The 16,994-nt window shown below is 72.7% G+C and carries 15 protein-coding genes; 2 read left to right on the top strand and 13 right to left on the bottom strand.

The annotated features are described in order from the left end of the window. Positions 1-49: 49 nt before the first annotated feature. The 9 genes from O7542_RS08090 to O7542_RS08050 form a co-directional block, all read right to left on the bottom strand. Positions 50-940: a lipase gene (locus tag O7542_RS08090; RefSeq protein ID WP_043330042.1), complete on the bottom strand. Its 891-nt coding sequence runs from the start codon at positions 938-940 to the stop codon at positions 50-52. 154 nt (positions 941-1,094) lie between these two features. Continuing rightward, the gene (locus tag O7542_RS08085) at positions 1,095-1,976 is read right to left on the bottom strand and encodes a DUF1963 domain-containing protein (protein WP_281605972.1); all 882 of its coding nucleotides are present in this window, start codon (positions 1,974-1,976) and stop codon (positions 1,095-1,097) included. A 41-nt stretch (positions 1,977-2,017) separates the two neighbouring features. Beyond that, positions 2,018-3,151: a glycosyl hydrolase gene (locus O7542_RS08080; RefSeq protein ID WP_281605971.1), complete on the bottom strand. Its 1,134-nt coding sequence runs from the start codon at positions 3,149-3,151 to the stop codon at positions 2,018-2,020. After that, positions 3,145-4,998, bottom strand: coding sequence for a glycosyltransferase family 2 protein (locus tag O7542_RS08075; protein WP_281605970.1), 1,854 nt, complete (start codon positions 4,996-4,998; stop codon positions 3,145-3,147). The genes O7542_RS08080 and O7542_RS08075 overlap by 7 nt, the downstream gene beginning before the upstream one ends. Before the next feature lie 101 nt (positions 4,999-5,099). Then, positions 5,100-6,203 carry a glycosyltransferase family 39 protein gene (locus tag O7542_RS08070; RefSeq protein ID WP_064445670.1) on the bottom strand — a complete coding sequence of 368 codons (1,104 nt, stop codon included), beginning with the start codon at positions 6,201-6,203 and terminating at the stop codon, positions 5,100-5,102. 149 nt (positions 6,204-6,352) lie between these two features. Continuing rightward, positions 6,353-8,677, bottom strand: a complete 2,325-nt coding sequence (locus O7542_RS08065; protein WP_043323415.1) for a glycoside hydrolase family 3 N-terminal domain-containing protein — start codon at positions 8,675-8,677, stop codon at positions 6,353-6,355. Between the two features lie 39 nt (positions 8,678-8,716). Next, positions 8,717-9,583, bottom strand: a complete 867-nt coding sequence (locus tag O7542_RS08060; RefSeq protein WP_113972915.1) for a carbohydrate ABC transporter permease — start codon at positions 9,581-9,583, stop codon at positions 8,717-8,719. After that, positions 9,580-10,578 carry a sugar ABC transporter permease gene (locus O7542_RS08055; protein WP_043323411.1) on the bottom strand — a complete coding sequence of 333 codons (999 nt, stop codon included), beginning with the start codon at positions 10,576-10,578 and terminating at the stop codon, positions 9,580-9,582. Before O7542_RS08055 ends, O7542_RS08060 begins: the two co-directional genes overlap by 4 nt. Beyond that, the gene (locus tag O7542_RS08050) at positions 10,575-11,843 is read right to left on the bottom strand and encodes an extracellular solute-binding protein (RefSeq protein ID WP_274478740.1); all 1,269 of its coding nucleotides are present in this window, start codon (positions 11,841-11,843) and stop codon (positions 10,575-10,577) included. The genes O7542_RS08055 and O7542_RS08050 overlap by 4 nt, the downstream gene beginning before the upstream one ends. 177 nt (positions 11,844-12,020) lie before the next feature. Between O7542_RS08050 and O7542_RS08045 the strand changes: the two genes are divergently transcribed. Continuing rightward, positions 12,021-13,025: a LacI family DNA-binding transcriptional regulator gene (locus O7542_RS08045; protein ID WP_113972916.1), complete on the top strand. Its 1,005-nt coding sequence runs from the start codon at positions 12,021-12,023 to the stop codon at positions 13,023-13,025. A gap of 202 nt (positions 13,026-13,227) precedes the next feature. Beyond that, a complete protein-coding gene (locus tag O7542_RS08040) occupies positions 13,228-14,421 on the top strand; it encodes an endo-1,4-beta-xylanase (protein WP_043323406.1) in 1,194 nt (397 codons plus the stop codon). Between the two features lie 64 nt (positions 14,422-14,485). On the opposite strand, the gene O7542_RS08035 is transcribed toward O7542_RS08040, so the two are convergent. Genes O7542_RS08035 through O7542_RS08020 form a run of 4 tightly spaced genes read right to left on the bottom strand, consistent with a single transcriptional unit; the run spans position 14,486 to position 16,991 of the window. Further along, complete coding sequence (locus O7542_RS08035) at positions 14,486-15,046, bottom strand: DUF5872 domain-containing protein (RefSeq protein ID WP_043323404.1); 561 nt, start codon at positions 15,044-15,046, stop codon at positions 14,486-14,488. Positions 15,047-15,083: 37 nt separating this feature from the next. Further along, positions 15,084-15,677 carry a hypothetical protein gene (locus O7542_RS08030; protein ID WP_281605969.1) on the bottom strand — a complete coding sequence of 198 codons (594 nt, stop codon included), beginning with the start codon at positions 15,675-15,677 and terminating at the stop codon, positions 15,084-15,086. Further along, positions 15,674-16,387: a hypothetical protein gene (locus O7542_RS08025; RefSeq protein ID WP_281605968.1), complete on the bottom strand. Its 714-nt coding sequence runs from the start codon at positions 16,385-16,387 to the stop codon at positions 15,674-15,676. The genes O7542_RS08030 and O7542_RS08025 overlap by 4 nt, the downstream gene beginning before the upstream one ends. Next, positions 16,380-16,991 (bottom strand): RNA polymerase sigma factor, encoded by a 612-nt coding sequence (locus O7542_RS08020; protein ID WP_069088477.1) that lies wholly within the window; start codon positions 16,989-16,991, stop codon positions 16,380-16,382. The genes O7542_RS08025 and O7542_RS08020 overlap by 8 nt, the downstream gene beginning before the upstream one ends. Between the last annotated feature and the right edge of the window lie 3 nt (positions 16,992-16,994).

Below are 16,994 nucleotides of genomic sequence, written 5' to 3'. Positions count from 1 at the left end.
CATGCTGCCGGGGTGGTCGTCGCGACGACCACCCCGGAAGCGGACGGGCTCAGGCGCTGGGGCAGGTGTTGCGGTACTCCTGGATCGCCGACCCGCTCGGGCCGGGGCAGAGGAACTGCTCGTAGCGGGTGTCGTCGTCGACGAACCGCTTCAGCCAGGCCACCATCTGCTTCGCCGTCGGCGTGTTCGTCGTCTGCGGGAAGAAGTGGCTCGCGCCGTCCAGCTCCAGGTACGCCTTCTCCGAGGACGCCGGGATGCTGTTGTAGAACGGGATCGAGTGGGTCGCCACCGGCGCGACGCTGTCGGTCTCGCCGCCGATGATGAGCGTCGGCACCCGTACATCGGACCAGGTCTTGTCCAGGTTCCACGGCGCCAGCGGAACGGCGGCCTGCAGCGACGGCCGGGCCGCCGCGGCCTCCAGGCTGCCGCCGCCGCCCATCGAGTGACCGGCCACCGCGAGCCGGGACGAGTCGATCCGGCCGCGCACCGAGCTGCGCTCGGTCAGGTAGTCCAGCGCGGCCAGGAGCTGCCGGCCCCGGCTGGCCGGCTGGTCCAGCCGGGTGTTGGTCTCGATGCCGATCACCACGAAGCCGTGTGAGGCGATCCGCGGACCGAGCCAGCTCAGGCTGGACCAGGAGGCGGTGTAGCCGGGCGAGATGGCGACCGCGCCGAAGGTGCCCTCGGCGGTGCTGGTCGGGTAGTAGATGACGCCGCCGCCGAAGCCGGTCACGCTCAGCGAGGAGACGTTGATCGACGAGGTGGCGAACGGGCCGCGGCTGGCCTCCAGGATGGCGCTGGTGGGCGCCGGGCCGCGCTCGTAGGGGCTGGCGGCGCTCGCCGCGACCGGGGCGGCGAGCGCGCCGCCGGTGGCGAGCAGCGCCGCCACGGCGAACCGGGCCAGGGCACGGACGGGGGTACGGGAACGGATGGTGGTGGGCACGTCGGTCACTCCTTGCGCCGGAATTACATCGACATGGGTCAGCATCGATGCCTTCGGCGCGGCGCGCATCGGCGAAATCACCGGTCCGCGCGGGCGGCGGGCAGGACGTGGAGGCGGCACTGCGGGCGGTCCGCACGCTGAACCGGCCCGGCTGTCACTCGGTGAACTCGCAGAAGGACAGCACCCCGTCGAACCGCCCGGCGGCGAGGTCGTCGTGGCGGATCAGGAACCGCGCGTTGACGTACTCCTCGTCCGGTACGCCGAACTGGGCCAGCGGCACCCACTCGCGCACCACCCGCTGCTCCTCCTCGTACTGAGCCACCAGCCGCTCCGCGCGGGGCAGGGAGCTCGCCTGCTGCATCCGCTCCCGGTCCGTCATGAACGTCTCGGGCGGATCCTGCGCCGAGATGGTGTAGCCGCCGACGAAGACGTCGTGCTGAATCCACCCGTCCCGCTCCGGCCAGAGCTGCTCGAGCAGCGCGCCCATCTCCTTGCGGTGCGGCAGGTCGCGCAGCAGCTTGATCTGGGTGTCGCACAGCCACTCCTCCGAGCGGTCCAGCCAGTCCGGCAGTTCCGCCTGGAGCCCGGCGTACATCTCGTGCTCGGGGGCGAGGAAACGGCCCAGGTCGGTCCCGGCGGGTAGGACGTCCACACCGTCCACCGTCTCGGAGCCGGCCGGGACGTACACGACCCGCGCGTACGCCTTCTCGTTCTCGATGCCGCAGACGTCCTGTGCGCCCTCCTGGTCGAGGAAGAACAGCAGCGTGCCGTCGGCCGGCAGGGCGAGGTCGGGCACCCGGGGCAGCGCCGCGCAGTCGAGCCGGAGCAGGAACGGCAACGGAGTGCCCTCCGGGCACGTGGGCCACGGCACGCCCACCGGCAGCCGCGGCCGCCCGCCCCGCCGCCCGGCGTGCACGCCGTCCTCACGCCGCCAGGCGTGGATCCGGAACCGGATCAGCTCCGCGAAGCGGGCCACCTCGCCCTCGGGCACGCCCTGCTCGATCGCCGCCCGCCGGAACTGCTCTCTCTCATCCATGATCGTGGAGAGTAGCGGCACCGTCCGACATGGAGGGTGGGTCAGGGCCCGGCGCGCGGCCTCGATGTCGCCGACCAGGTCACGTCGTAGCGCGCGCCGCCCACCGCCTCGGCGAACGCGGTCGCCGCGGCGGGTGACCCGGCGATGCGCCAGTCCTGCTCCTTGTCCACCTCGAACCAGATCAGCCCGATCAGGTCCGGGTACCGGGGCAGGGAGCCGAACGTCTCCCGGATCCACCGGGCCTTGCGTCCGGCGGTGTCGGCGGCGCCGGTCTCGGTGACCACCAGCGGCCTGCGGGTGACCTTGCGGATCTCGGCGATGGTCGGGCCGAAGATCTGGTCGAACGACCAGTACGTCTTGGTGAACGCGCCGGTGCCGTAGTAGCCGGTGACGCCGACCCAGTCGACGTAGTCGTCACCCGGGTAGAGCCCGGTCAGCCCGGCTGTCGTCTTGTCCCAGCGGGCGTTCGGGCTCCACACCCAGGTGACGTTCGTGGCGCCGGCCCGGGCGAAGAGGTCGTGCGCGTGCCGCCAGGCCCGCACGTAGTCGCCGGGGCGGTTGCCGTTGGCCCGCTCGCACCACGGATACCAGTCGCCGTTCATCTCGTGCGCGAAGCGGATCGCGACCGGGTAGCCGAGCGACCGGACCCCCTCGGCCCAGGACCGCAGGTAGGCGTCGAAGTCGCCGCGCGCGATCCGGTCCAGCCGGTAGTCCGGCTGGGTGGCCCGGAGCCGGTCGATCTGCCGGACCGCCAGGCCGGTACGCCGGGCCGCCAGGTCGACCGTGTGGTCCCACGGCTCCCAGCCGAGCATGGGCATCATGCCCCGCTCGGCGATCCGGTCGAACAGGCTCCGGTCGAACTCGGCCGACGCCCAGTCGGCGCCGAAGAGCATCACCTGCGGCGCCCGCCCGGCCGCCTCGACGAACCGGTCGACCGGCGCGAAGTCGTGCGGTCCCTTGTCGGTCATCACCCCGAAGAACGCCTGCCCGGCCGGGGGGAACAGGCCGCCGCCCGGCGCGCCGGCGCTCGCCTGCGGCGTCGCCGGGACGCGCCCGTGCGCCGATGCGCCCGTGCCCGGGTCGCGCCACGCTCCGGGCGCCACCACGAAGGCGTACGCGAGCAGCAGCAACCCGGCCAGCGCGAGGCCCACCCGGGGCGCGGTCGGCCTCAGCACGGGACACCGCCCTCAGCCGCCGGCTGCTTCCACGCCGCCTCCGCCGACCGGCGCCGGCGGTCCCGCAGGCCCTCCACCCAGGCGATCAGCGGTGGCGCGAGCCCGGTCAGCAGCGTCAACGCCGGCCAGATCCGCAGCAGCGGATAGTCGTGGCCGAGCGCGAAGCTCGCCGCGAGCAGCCCGGCCGCCGCCAGCGCCCAGCACAGATGCAGCCGGAACGTGCGCAGGGACTCCACAGTGCGCAGCGCCCCCTTGGCGGTCACCACGAAGCCGAGCCGGCGGCGCAGCAGCGCGCCGGCCGCCGCGGCCACGTAGACCGGCCCGGCGAACAGGGCGAGCGCCATGCCGGCCATGCCCACCTCCTCGCGTTCGTGCGGGGCGATGTTGAAGCGCCGCAGCCAGAGCCAGAGCAGGAACCAGGTGCCGACGGTGGTGCCCCACAGCGTCGCCCACACCTGCGGGTCGAGCCGGCCCGCGTCGACGCCGGTCAGCAGGTAGAGCGCGGTGGCGGCGTTGCCCAGCAACAGGCTCACCGCGACGCTCGGGTAGTAGAACTGGAGCAGGCGGTACTGCCAGCGACGGCGCGACGGCAGGTCGCGCGGCGTACGCATCTCGCGGCGGAGCAGGATCTCGCAGATCCCGGCGGCCCAGCGCTTCTGCTGGTTGAAGTAGTCCGCCCAGGACGTCGGCCCCTCACCGAGCGCCACCACGTCCGGGGTGTAGACGCCCTTCCACCGGCGGCCGGTGGCCGGGTTGACGGCGGCGTGCACGCGGATGCTGGTGAGGTGATCCTCGATGATCGAGTCCTGGTAGCCGCCGATGGTCCGCCAGGCCGCCGGGCGGTAGAGGTGCCCGGTGCCGGTGAGCAGCGGCGCGTCCAGGCCGTTGCCGCCGCGGGCGATCAGGCCGTTGTAGAGGTACTGCTGCACGGAGGCGCCGTGGGCGACGAAGTTCTGGTGCATGTTGCCGTACACCTGGGGCGTCACCACGAACGCCACATCCGGGTCGCGGAAGTAGCCGAGCGTGCGTTCCAGGAAGTTCGGCAGCGGCACGTGATCCGGGTCGACGTTCGCGACCACGTCGTAGCGGTGCTCGTGCTCGGCCCGCCAGGCGTTGTGGTTGCCGGACTTGGTCCGGGCCCGGAACTCGCCGCCGGGCCGGTTGTACTCGGGCCGGCCCTTGCGGGTGAAGTGGCGTACGCCCAGCCGCGCGGCCATCGCCCGGACCGCCGGGTCGTCGCCCTCGTCGAGGATCCACACGTCGACGTGCCCGCAGTAGACGATCTCCCGGAGCCGGCGCAGCGTACGCTCCGCGACGTCCAGCGGCTCCTTGCTCGGCACGATGGTGGTGAGCAGCGCGACCCGCAGGCCGACCGGCGGGTCGACCGGCACCGGGTCCCGGGCGTGGAAGGCGAAGACCCAGACCACCACGTTCTGCGCCAGGCGGATCAGCTCGACGCCGACGACGACGCAGAACGCGAGCCGGGCGGCGGCGGTCTGCCAGCCGCCGAGCCCGACCACGCCGGGGCCGGGCACGTGCTGGGGCAGCAGCAGCCAGCCGACGAAGACGAGCCCGGCGGCGCTGTTGACGAGCACCAGCAGCGTCAGCACGACCCGCGCGGCCACCGAGGCGGTGGGGCGGAACTCGACCGCCGCGTCCGGGCCGCGCGGCGGGCGCAGCGGACCGGCGACGGCGCCGCACCGGGCGTACGCCAGGCGGGCGCGGACGTTGCGCTGCCGGCGGTCCGGATCGGCCGGCGTCCCGGGCGGGACGGGCGCGATCGGGCGGCCGCCCGGCGGCCCGGCCGTCGTGGCGCGGGACGGGCGTGTATCGGCGGCGACGGCCACGTTTCCCCCATGGTCTGCAGGCTCAGGAGCCGACCGAATGCTAAGCCGACAATCAACTACAAAAAGGGCGAATCAGGCAGACGTCGCCCGTTCGTCGACGGTCAGGCGGGAAGCTGGGCCGCCGCCGCCAGCAGCGCCACGAGAGCCAGCACGGCGAGCGCGCCGGCCGCACGCGCCCGGGCCAGGGCGACCCCGCCGAGCACCGCCCAGGCCGGCACCGTGAACAGCAGGTTCACCGCCGACCAGACCGGCGCGGCCTGCGCCAGCGCCAGCAGCCCGAGCGCCGGCACCAGCGCCCAGGCGGTACAGATCGCGGCCGGGTACCGCAGCGGGAGGCTGAACAGGGCCAGCCCGGCCAGCACGCCGCCGAGCGCGACGACGCCGAACAGCTCTCCGGGCGTGGCCGCCAGCACGGTGGCGCCGGGCCACGCGCCGGACGCCAGGCGCCCGCCGTCACGCACGCCGACGGCGAGCAGCGCGGCGACCGGCAGCAGCCCGACGGCCACTGCGGCCAGCCACCGGACCGTGTCCCGGCGGCGGAACGCCAGCACGACCCAGCCGTGCGCGGCGAGCAGCAGCAACGCCACCGGCTGGCACAGACCGAGCAGCAGCACCGCGCCCGCGTAGGGCACGAGCCGCCGCGGGCGCGGCCGGTCGAGCGCGGACGCCAGCAGCCAGGTGGCGAGCACGGCGGCGAACACCGCCAGGGCGTACGGCTGTGCCTGCTGCGCGTACCGGATCGAGGTCGGCAGCGCCGCGAAGATCAGGCCGGCCAGCAGGCCGGCGGCGGGCGTGGCGATCCGGGTGGCGAGCGCGCCGACGAGCGCCGCGGCCCCGACCATGGCCAGCAGCGACGGTACGCGCAGCGCGAGGTCCGTCGCGCCGAACAGCTCCGCCCAGCCGCGCAGGAGCAGGTGGTACGGCCCGAGCGCGATGTCGTCGCCGGTGAGCCCGATCCCCTGCCAGGGCGACGTCGCCGCCCGGCGGGCCGCCGACTCCCCGGCGCTCGGACCCGCTGTCGCGATCCGGGTCGCGCCGAGCGCGCCGGTCAGGACCGCGGGCAGCAGCCACGCCGCGATCCGCCACCGGGTCACGGCGGCGGTCGCGGCGCGGGCGGTGGAGCGGCGCGGACGGTCCTCGCCCCAGGGGTCCTCGACCGCGGCGTCCCCGATCCGGGGCAGGACCATGGTGTCCGCGTCCATCATCGTGACTCACGCATCCCTGTGGGTGCCGGCGACCGGGATCCAGCCGGGGCTGGATGACATCCTGGAGCCTACTGAGCCAAAATCGACATAACGCCAATATGGGCTGAAAGGGTCCGCCGTCCGCCCCGTGGACGACCGGCGGACCCCGTTCAGCGGAGGTCGGTGGTCGTCCAGCGGGGCGAGGCGGCGGTGATCTCGACGGTGTCGCCGGTCAGCGTGGTCCGCGCCTGGACGTCGCGCCGGGCGCTCGTACCCACCCAGACGTCGACCTCCCCGGGCTCCACCACGCGGGTGAGCGTGCGGTCGGTGAAGGCCAGCCGCGTGGTCGGCACGCTCAGCTCGACGGTGACCGAGGCCCCCGGCTCCAGACGCACCCGCCGGTAGCCGAGCAGCTGCGCCACCGGCCGGGTCACCGAGGCGACCAGGTCCCGGCCGTAGAGCTGCACCACGTCGTCACCGGCGACCGCGCCGGTGTTCGTGACCCGCACCGACACCCGCAGCGCCCCGTCGGCCGGCACCTCGGCCGGCACGGTCAGGTCGGTGTACGCGAACGTGGTGTAGGACAGCCCGTGACCGAACGGCGCCACCGGCGTCGCCGGCAGGTTGGTGCCGTTCGTGCCCGCCCCCAGCTCCGGGTGCAGGTACGAGTACGGCTGCGCGCCGGCCGAGCCGGGCAGGGTGACCGGCAGCCGGCCGGACGGGTTGACCCGCCCGGAGAGCACACCCGCGATCGCCCCGGCGCCCTCCTCGCCCGGGAAGAACGTCTGCAGCACCGCCGCGCACCGGGTCAGCGCCCAGCCCAGCGCGTACGGCCGGCCGGTCAGCAGCACCAGGACGACCGGGGTGCCGGTGTCCAGCACCGCCTCGACGAGCTGGCGCTGCACGCCGGGCAGCTCCAGGTCGTCCCGGTCGCAGCCCTCCCCGACCGTGCCGCGGCCGAACAGGCTGGCGTGGTCGCCGACCACGAGGACCGCCACGTCGGCGGCGGACGCGACGGCGACCGCCTCGTCGAAGCCGGACCGGTCCGCCGAGTCCACCTCGCAGCCGGCCGCGAAGGTGACCCGGTCGGCGCCGAACTCGGCGCGCACCGCCTCCAGGACGGTCGGCACCTCGAAGCCGGTCTCCACGCCCGGGTGATGGGCCAGCACGTGGTTGAGGAAGGAATAGCAGCCGAACAACGCGCCCTGCCGGTCGGCGTTCGGGCCGACCACCGCCACCCGGCGGCCCGCCGGCAGCGGGAGCACGCCCTCGTTGGCGACCAGGACGATCGACTCCTCGGCGAGCCGGCGCGCGATCGACCGGTGCTCCGGCGAGTCGAGGTCCACGGCACCCGGCGGCTCGTCGGCGAACGTGGCGTCGAGCAGCCCGAGTTCCTGCTTCTGGCGCAGCACGCGCAACACCGCCCGGTCGACCAGCGCCTCGTCGACAGTGCCGGCCCGCACCGACTCGGTCAGCGTCAGGAAGGCGTCGCCGGTGGGCAACTCGATGTCCAGGCCCGCGGCCAGCGCCTGCGCCGCCGCGTCCGCGTGGTCGGCCGCGACGTGGTGCAGCAGGTTGAGGAAGGCGACGCCGTAGTAGTCGGCCACCACGGTGCCGTCGAACCCCCACCGGTCCCGCAGCAGGTCGGTGAGCATGGTCGGGTCGGCGGCGACCGGCACGCCGTCGATCTCGGCGTACGAGTGCATGACGCTGCGCGCGTCGCCGTCGCGGATCGCCATCTCGAACGGCGGCAGCAGCACGTCGGCGAGTTCCCGGGGACCGGCGTGCACCGGGCCGAAGTTGCGCCCGGCCCGCGAGGCGGAGTAGCCGGCGAAGTGCTTCAGCGTCGCGAGCACGCCCTGCGACTGCAGTCCCCGCACGTACGAGGTGCCGATGGTGCCCACGAGGTACGGATCCTCGGCGATGCACTCGTCGACCCGGCCCCAGCGCGGGTCCCGGATCACGTCCAGCACCGGGGACAGTCCCTGGTGGATGCCGAGCGCGCGCATCGAGGCCCCGATCGCCGCCGCCATCTCGGTGACCAGCTCGGGGTCGAACGCGGCGCCCCAGGCAAGCGGCGTCGGGAAGGTGGCCGCCTTCCAGGCCGACAGGCCGGTCAGGCACTCCTCGTGCACGATGGCCGGGATGCCCAGCCGGGTACCGGTCACCAGGTCCCGCTGGAACTTCCACAGCCAGGCCGCGCGGGCCGCGGAATCGACCGGGCGGGTGCCGTAGGGACGGGTGAGGTGACCCAGCCCGTGCCGGGCGAAGTCTTCGAGCCGGCCGCTGTCGGCGAACTCGCCCTGCAGGGGCGCGACCGCCTCACCGTCCTCCTTCTCCCAGAACCCGACGAGCTGCGCGATCTTCTCCTCGGTCGTCATGCGAGCGAGCAGTTCCCGTACGCGCGTCTCGGCGTCGTGCCCGTCCGACCGGTCGTGGTCCGAATCTGCCTGGGCCGGTACCGGCCCGTCCACCACCGCGTGGACCCCTGTCATGGTGTGCCTTTCCATTGGTTGTGCTGGTGCTGCTGCCGCTCAGCCCTTGACCGCGCCCTGGAGCCCGCCCACGATCTGCTTCTCCGCGAGGGTGAAGAACAGCAGCGCCGGCAGCATCGCCAGTGAGGTGAAGGCGAGGACGCCCGCGGTGTCGGTGGTGTACTGGCTGGAGAAGTTCTGCACGCCCAGCGGCAGGGTGTGCAGGTTGACGTCCCCGAGGACGAGCAGCGGCAGGAGGAACGCGTTCCAGCTCGCCACGAACGCGAGGATACCGACGGTGACGATCGCGGGCCGCGACAGCGGCAGCACGATCCGCCAGAGGAAGCCGAGCCGGCCGGCGCCGTCGATGGCGGCCGCGTCCTCCAGCTCCCGCGGGATGGCCGACAGGAACGGCCGCAGGATGACGATCGTCAGCGGCAGCGAGAAGGCGACCTGCGGAAGGATCACCGCGTAGTAGGAGTTGATCAGGCTCAGGTCACGCAGCAGGAGGTACAGCGGCAGGATCGCCGCGCCGGCCGGGAAGAGCAGACCGAGCGTGAAGAACGTGTAGAGCCATTCACGCCCCCGGAACGAGTACCGGGCGAGCACGAACGCGGCGGCCATGCCGAGCACCACCACGCCGAGCGTGGTGCCCAGAGCGATCACCGCGCTGTTGAACGCCTGCCGCCAGAAGTCGCTCTGCGTGAGCACCCGGTAGTAGTTGTCCCAGACCCACGGGTCGGGCAGGCCGGCCGGGTCGTTCACGATCTGCGGCGTGGTCCGGAAGCCACCGACGATGACGTACACGACGGGGGCGATCGACACGGCCGCGACCGCGAGCGCGATCGCGTACGTCAGCGGCGAGCTCCACTGCACCGGACGGCGCCCGGCCGAGGGGGCGGGTACGGAGTTCACGGCCACTGTCACTTCCCCTTCCGGGTGATGGCGCCCTCGATGTCGCGGCTGAGCAGGAACCGCTGGAACAGCAGCGCCGCGACGAACGAGATGGCGAACAGGATCACGGCGACCGCGTTGCCGTAGCCCCACAGCCGGGCGAAGAAGCCGTTGTCCACCATGTACGTCGCCATGGTGGCCGAGGCGCCGAGCGACCGCACCGCGGGCACGGAGGTCACCCAGACCATGTCGAAGACCTGCAACGAGCCGATCATCGACAGGAACATCCAGATCCGGATGGTCGGGCCGAGCAGTGGCAACGTGACGTGACGCTGGATCTGCCACCAGCTCGCGCCGTCGATCTCGGCGGCCTCGTTCAGCTCGGGCGGCACGTTCGACAGGCCGGCGAGCAGCAGGATGATGGCGAAGCCGACGTACTTCCAGGTGAGCACGAACAGCAGGGTCCAGATGACCACGTCGAGGTCGGCCAGCCACGCCTGCACCAGCCCGCCCAGCCCGACCGACCGCAGCAGCGCGTCGAGCGTGCCGCCGTCGGTCAGGATCAGCTTCCACATGATGCCGACGGTGACCTCGGCGAGCACGTACGGCACGAAGACCAGCAGGCGGAACGCGGAGCGCCCGCGGAAGCGGCGGTTGAGCAGCAGGGCGATGCCGAGCGCGACGGGCCCCTGGATGAGCAGCGATCCGAAGACGATGATGGCGTTGTTGCGCAGCGCGTCGAGGAAGATCGGGTCCTGGAACGCGAGCGTGTAGTTACGGAAGCCGACGTACTCGGTGGGCGGCCCGACCCCGCGCCAGCGGAACAGGCTGTAGTAGAACGCGAAGCCCATCGGCACCAGCACGAACAGCACGTAGATGAGGACCGCCGGCGTCGTCAGGCCGATGATCTCGTACCACTTGCGGCGGGTCTCGGCGCGGCGTGAGGCGGCTCGTGCGCCGGGCCGGAGGCCCGCCGGCGGCGCGAGAGCGCCGTCGGCGGGCGTACGGGTCTGCGATGCGGACGTCACTTGCTTGCGGCCGCCTTCATGGCCGAGACGACCTTCTCAGGTGTCCCGTTGCCGGCGAAGATCGCGACGATCGCGTCGTTCATCGCGGTGCCGACGGTGCTGCCGAAGGCCGTGTCCAGCCAGAGCTGCACGTAGGTGGCCGAGGAGGTGGCCTCTAGGATGGACTTCAGCGCCGGGTCGGTGACGCCGTCGGCGGCGCCCTTGGCAACCGGCAGGCCGGTGCCGGTGGCGGCGTAGCCCTTCTGCACCTCGGGGCTGACGATGTACTTGAGGAACTCGACGCACTCTGCCGGGGCGTTCTTCGAGCAGGCGAAGCCGTCGCCGCCGCCGAGGGCCGCCTTCGGGTCACCGGCGGAGCCGGAGATCGCCGGCACCGGGAACCAGCCCAGGAACTTGCCCAGGGCCGCCTTGTCCGTGGCGACGGTGTCCAGGGTGCCACGGTTCCAGTCGCCCATCAGCTCCATCGCGGCCTTGCCGTTGGCGAGCAGACCGTTGGCGCTGGTCGGGTCGTTCTGGCCCGGCGTGGCGATGAAGTTGTTCTGGAACGGCTTGGTGTCGATGAAGCTCTTCAGGTCCTGGCCGGCCTTGACGAAACACGGGTCGTCGAAGGTCCGGTCCTTGGTCGCCTTCTTCAGCGTGTCGACCGAGCAGGCCCGCAGCGCGAAGTTGTACCACCAGTGCGCGGCCGGCCACTTGTCCCCGGCGCCCAGGGCGATCGGGATGACGTTGATGGCCTTGAGCTTGGTGACCGCGGCGTTGAGTTCCTCGAAGGTGGTCGGCGGCGCCGTGATGCCCGCCTTCGCGAACATGTCCTTGTTGTACCAGACGCCTTCGATGCCCATCCGGAACGGCAGGCCGTACTGCTTGCCCTCCACCTGCCAGATCTCGGAGGCGCTGCCGATGTCGGCGACCTCGCTCTTCACCTGGTCGGTGATGTCCTTGAGGTAGTCGGCCTCGACCTGCTCGCGCATCTCGCCGCCACCCCACGCCTGGAAGATGTCCGGCGGGTCGTTGCTCAGCAGCGCGGCGGGCAGCCGGGTGCGCTGGAGCTGGTTCGTCTCGATCGCCTCGATCTCGATCTTGACGGTCGGGTGGGCCGCGGAGAAGTCCTTGGCGACCTTCTCCCAGTACGTCTTGCCGGGCCCGTCCTGCGAGGCGTTGTGCCACCAGGTCAGCGTCACCGGGTTCTTGTACAGCTCGCTCTCGGCGGCCTTGTCGTCGTCGCCACCTCCACTGCACGCGGAGGCCAGCAGAGCGCTTGTCACAAACAGTGCCAGGACGGCGCCAGCACGGCGCTTCATCGCCATAGATGTCTCCTCGACCACTTAGTCGGGTTACCTGCCGGGGAGTTTTACAGGGCCGTAACGTGAAGTCAATCGGTATCGATAACGTTTTCGAAAACGTCTTCGATCACCCTGGGAAGGCCCTCTATCATCGTCGGCGTGGTGTTCCCGCAGCGCGTCAAGATGTCAGACGTGGCCCGCACAGCCGGCGTCTCGGTGGCAACCGTATCGAAGGTTGTCAATGGTCGGTACGGCGTCGCACAGGCCACCGTCGAGCGCGTCCAGCAGGTCATCCACGAACTCGGATACGAGGCCAGCCTGGGGGCGCAGAGCCTGCGCAGCCACCGGACGAACGTGCTGGGCATCCTGGTCGCCGAGTTCGAGCCGTTCTCCACCGAGCTGCTCAAGGGCGCCTCCCGCGAGGTCGCCGGCAGCGGCTACCAACTGCTCGCCTACTCCAGCGGGGACGGCAAGGGCGCGGCCATAGGGTGGGAGCGGCGCTCGCTGGCACGCCTGTCCGGCACGCTCATCGACGGCGCGGTGATCGTGACGCCGACGGTGGTCGAGACCAAGCACGGTTTCCACGTGGTGGCCGTCGACCCGCACACCGGCCCGTCCGGCCTGCCCACTGTCGACTCCGACAACTTCGCCGGCGCGGTGCTGGCCACCGACTACCTGCTGTCGCTCGGGCACCGCCGGATCGCGCACATCAGCGGCCGCCCCGACCTGGAGTCGGCCCGCCTGCGCGAGGCCGGGTTCCGCAAGGCGATGGCCGACGCGGGCACGCCGGTGGACGAGCGGCTGGTGCGGGTGGGCGGCTTCCGCACCGAGAGCGCCGCCAGCACGGCTGCCGAACTGCTCGCCCTCCCCGACCGGCCGACCGCGATCTTCGCCGGCAACGACCTCTCCGCCATCTCCACCGTGGACGTCGCCCGCGACCTCGGCCTGCGCGTACCGGACGACCTGTCGGTCATCGGCTTCGACAACATCCCCGAGTCGGCGCTGGTCGACCCGCCGCTCACCACGATCCGGCAGCCGCTGCAACGCATGGGCGCCGAGTCACTGCGCCTGCTGATCGACCTGATCGCCGGCGCCGAGCGGGAGACCCACATCCAGCTCCCCACCGAGCTGGTCGTGCGGGCCTCCTGCGCGCCCCTGCGCTGATACGCCCCGCTCCTACCCGAACGGCGATTGACGGGCGGCTATCGAGGTCCGTAAGGTTTCGGGCTACTTCCGGAAGATGCCCCGGAAGTTTCGGAAGCCGCACCGCCCGCCCGGGCACCCGCCGCTCCGTTCCACGTCGCGGCGGCCCCGGCACCGCCACCGCCGGCCCTCGGGCCGAGCGCACCTGCCCGGAAGGAACGAGATGAAGCTGAGACGCTGGCTCGCCGCCGGCGCGGTCGCCGTCGTGACCGCCACCGCCCTCAACGTCGTCCCCGCGACGGCGGGACGCCCGTACGACCCGGCCGCGCAGAGCCTGCGCGAGCTGGCCAAGCGCCACGGCCTGTACGTGGGCACCGCAGTGGACATGGCGGCCCTCAACGACGCCGCCGAGCCGCGGTACCGCGAGCTGGCCGCGTCCGAGTTCTCCACCGTCACCGCCGAGAACGTGATGAAGTGGGAGAGCCTGGAGCCCACCCGCGGCACCTACAACTGGGGTCCGGCCGACGAGCTGATCGAGTTCGCCCGCAAGAACAACCAGCGGGTCCGGGGCCACGTGCTGGTCTGGCACAACCAGCTGCCGGCGTGGCTGACCAGCGGCGTCGCGGACGGCTCGATCAGCAAGGCCGAGCTGCGCCAGATCCTGCGCAACCACATCACCGCGGTGGTCACCCACTTCAAGGGCAAGATCTGGCAGTGGGACGTGGTGAACGAGGCGGTCAGCGACCCCTGGGACACCCCGTCCACCCTGCACTACAAGGGGTTCTGGGCGCAGAACCTCGGGCCCGGCTACCTCGCCGACGCGTTCCGCTGGGCCCGCGCCGCCGACCCGAAGGCGCTGCTGTTCTACAACGACTACAACATCGAGGCGTTCGGCTCCGGCAACCCGGCCGACGACAAGACGCAGTTCGTCTACAACATGGTCCGTGACCTGCGGGCCAAGGGCGTGCCGATCGACGGCGTGGGCGCGCAGGGCCACCTGGGCACCCAGTACGGCAACTTCAGCACGCTCCAGGTGGTCGCGGCCCTGCGCAAGTTCGCCGGGCTCGGGCTGGCCACGGCGCTCACCGAGGTGGACGTGCGCAGCCAGATCACCGACGGGGTGGAGGCCGGCGACTCCGCCGAGATCAACCCGCGCCTGCAGGCGTCCGCGGCGGGCTTCAGCGTGCTGATGCAGGCGTGCCTGGCCGAGCGGCACTGCCTGTCGTTCACGCTCTGGGGCTTCACCGACAAGCACTCCTGGGTGCCCGGCGCGTTCTCCGACCCGCCGGAGGGCCTGGCCACCGTGTACGACGAGAACTACCAGCCCAAGCTCGCCTACCACGAGCTCAAGGCAGACCTGATGTTCTCCGGTCCGCCCTACGTGCTGCCGCGCATCCCGCAGCACCCGCGCCGCTGACTGTCGCGCGCAGGGGCCGGCCTTCGGGCCGGCCCCTGCGTCGCGGTACGCCACGGGATCACGCTCACGCCGCCCGGCGGCGGCCCAGTTCCGACTCCAGCCGTCCGATGAGCGTCTTGCGGGCCTTGCCACGTCGTTCCCGGCGCAGCGCCGCGTCGAGCTGACGGGTGTCGAGGTCGCGCACGAGCTTGACCGCCTCGGTCACCGGCAGCTCGGTCATCTGCTCCGCGGCGGTGGCGTCCCGGCGGGCCCGCTTCGCCGGGCCGGTGTTCGGCACGTACTGGCGGCCGGAGCGCGACGCGCGACGCTTGCGCGTGTCGGTGTCGCGCCGCTGCTCCTCCGACAGCTCCTTCCACGCCTGTTCGGGCAGGTAACGACGGGTCTCGCCGCCGTTGCGGGCGCGCGTGTCACCGCTGCGGGTCTGCCACTTCTCGCCGCCCCAGCGCTGCAGCGAGCGCTGCCGTGCGTCCTTCGGTCCCTCGAATCCCCCGCCGGCCTTCTTGTACTCGTTCGTCAGCAGCTGCGACTTGCGGGCCGACCACTGCCCCGGCCGTCCGCCCTTGTCGGAGGCGCGGATCTCGGCCTTGAGGCGCTCGCGCAGTTCCGGCTCGGTGTACTTCGCCATGACGCAGCGTTACCCGCGCCGGCGGCGGCCATGCCGGTCAGCCGGGTCCCGGCCGGTAGACCAGATCCATCGTGTCGGTGCGGCCGGACCAGTCCAGCCGCAGCCGCCAGCACCCGGCGGCCGGCAGGTCGACGATGGACGGCCCGGGCCCGCCGTCCACCTCGCGGACGACCGGGGCGCCCGTCCCGTCCCGGGTCGCGGTGATCACCAGAGGCGTCCGCGGCGCCGGCTCGGAGCGGCCTTCCTCGGGACGCGCCACCCAGAGGATCTTGTTGTTCGCACCGTCGCCCCGGGCGTGCACGAGCGGGTACGCGAACAGGATCGCCACGATGTCGCCCCGGGCGCCGAAGACGTGCCGCATCCGGGTGTCGCCGGTGAACCCGGCGTCCGCCCAGTCCGGCAACCGGCCGGTCTCCACCCGTTCGGCGCAGGCCGCCGGCGCGGCCGGCTCGGTGGCCGCCGGCGCCGAGGTCACCGGCGCTCCGGCCGGGACCGTGGCCGGACCGGAGCACCCGGCCAGCAGCAGGACCGGCACCAGCAGGACTCTTCTCGCAACGAACATCGCGGCCTCCCCGTCGACGGCTCTCGTCAACAGGACACCGGCCGGGGCCGCCGGGTTCCCGTCGCTCACCGGAGCGAGGCCGCGACGTCCAGCGCCTGCTCACGGGTGAGGTCGCCCTCCAGCCGGTAACTCAGCCCGCCCTGCTCCCAGATGAGCGTGGCCGCGGACAACCGCGCGGTGGCGACCCGTTCCGTGCCCGACCGGTCCACGTACGCCAGCGCGTGCGGACCGCCGACCCAGATCGCGAACTCGCCACCGACCTGGGTGAGCGTCACGTCCGCGCCGAGGGACCGCTTGTGGAACACGATGTCGAGCGAGCCGTCGAAGGCGTCCAGCCGTACCGTGCCGCCCCGGTAGAGCAGGCTGACCACCCGGTGGCCGCCGGCGCCGTCCGGGTCGGCCATCAGCACCCGTTCCGGCGCGCCCAGGCGGGACGGCACCCGGATCGGGAAGCGGACCTGGCGTTGCGCCTCGGCGAGGGCGACGTGCCGCTGCGCGGGCAGTGGCGAGGGCGTGCCGGTCGGCGGCGGGGCGGGCGCGGAGTCGATGACCACGCCGGAGAACCGCAGCAGCCCGGTCACCGCGTCGGCGAGCGCGGCGCGGCCCGGCGGCAGCGCCACCACGAGCAGCGCGGCGAGCACGGTGGCCAGCACGTACCGCCGACGGCGGCGCGGCGCGGGCGCGTCGAGCCGGGCGCGGACCCGCGCGGTGACGTCGGGCGTCCGCGCCGGCTCCAGCCAGCCGGTCAGGTCACGCAGCTCCCGCTCCAGGTCATCCACGGTGCGCCACCTCCCGGTCCAGCAGGGCACGCAGCTTCGCCAGCGCCCGGTGGGTCCGCGACTTCACGGTGCCCCGGGGCAGCCCCAGCACCGTGGCCGTCTCGTCCTCGCCGAGGTCCAGCAGGTAGCGGCAGACGATCGCCTCGCGGTCGCGTACGGGCAGCAGCCGCAGCGCTCCGACCAGCGCGGCCCGGCGCTCGGCCGCCAGCACCGCGTCGAGCCCGTCGTCGGCGCCGCCGGCCACGACCGGTTCCGCCGCCGCCGCGCGCAGCGTCAGCCCGTCGCGCCGGCTGCGCGTCCGGTGCAGGTTCCGGGTCTCGTTGGCGACGATCGCGAGCAGCCAGGACCGGAACGACGCCTCGGCCCGGTAGCGGGACAGTTTCCGGTACGCCTTCACGAACGCCTCCTGGACCACGTCCTCGGCGTCCGGACCGGCGCCCAGCAGCACCGCCGTCCGGTACGCGGACGCGGTGTGCCGGGCGACCAGGGCGTCGTACGCCTCCCGGTCGCCGGCGCGTACGCGGGTGACGAGGTCGTCGTCGTCCAGGGCAGCCTCCGCCGTCGGTCCGCTTCCATGACACCGCCCGGGGCGGCCGGGTTCCATCAG

Origin of the sequence: Micromonospora sp. WMMC264 (assembly GCF_027497275.1) — a bacterium.
In the GTDB taxonomy this organism is placed as follows: Bacteria; Actinomycetota; Actinomycetes; order Mycobacteriales; family Micromonosporaceae; genus Micromonospora; species Micromonospora chalcea.
Note: the sequence above shows the minus strand (reverse complement) of the source record. Positions and strands in the feature narration are given on the sequence as shown.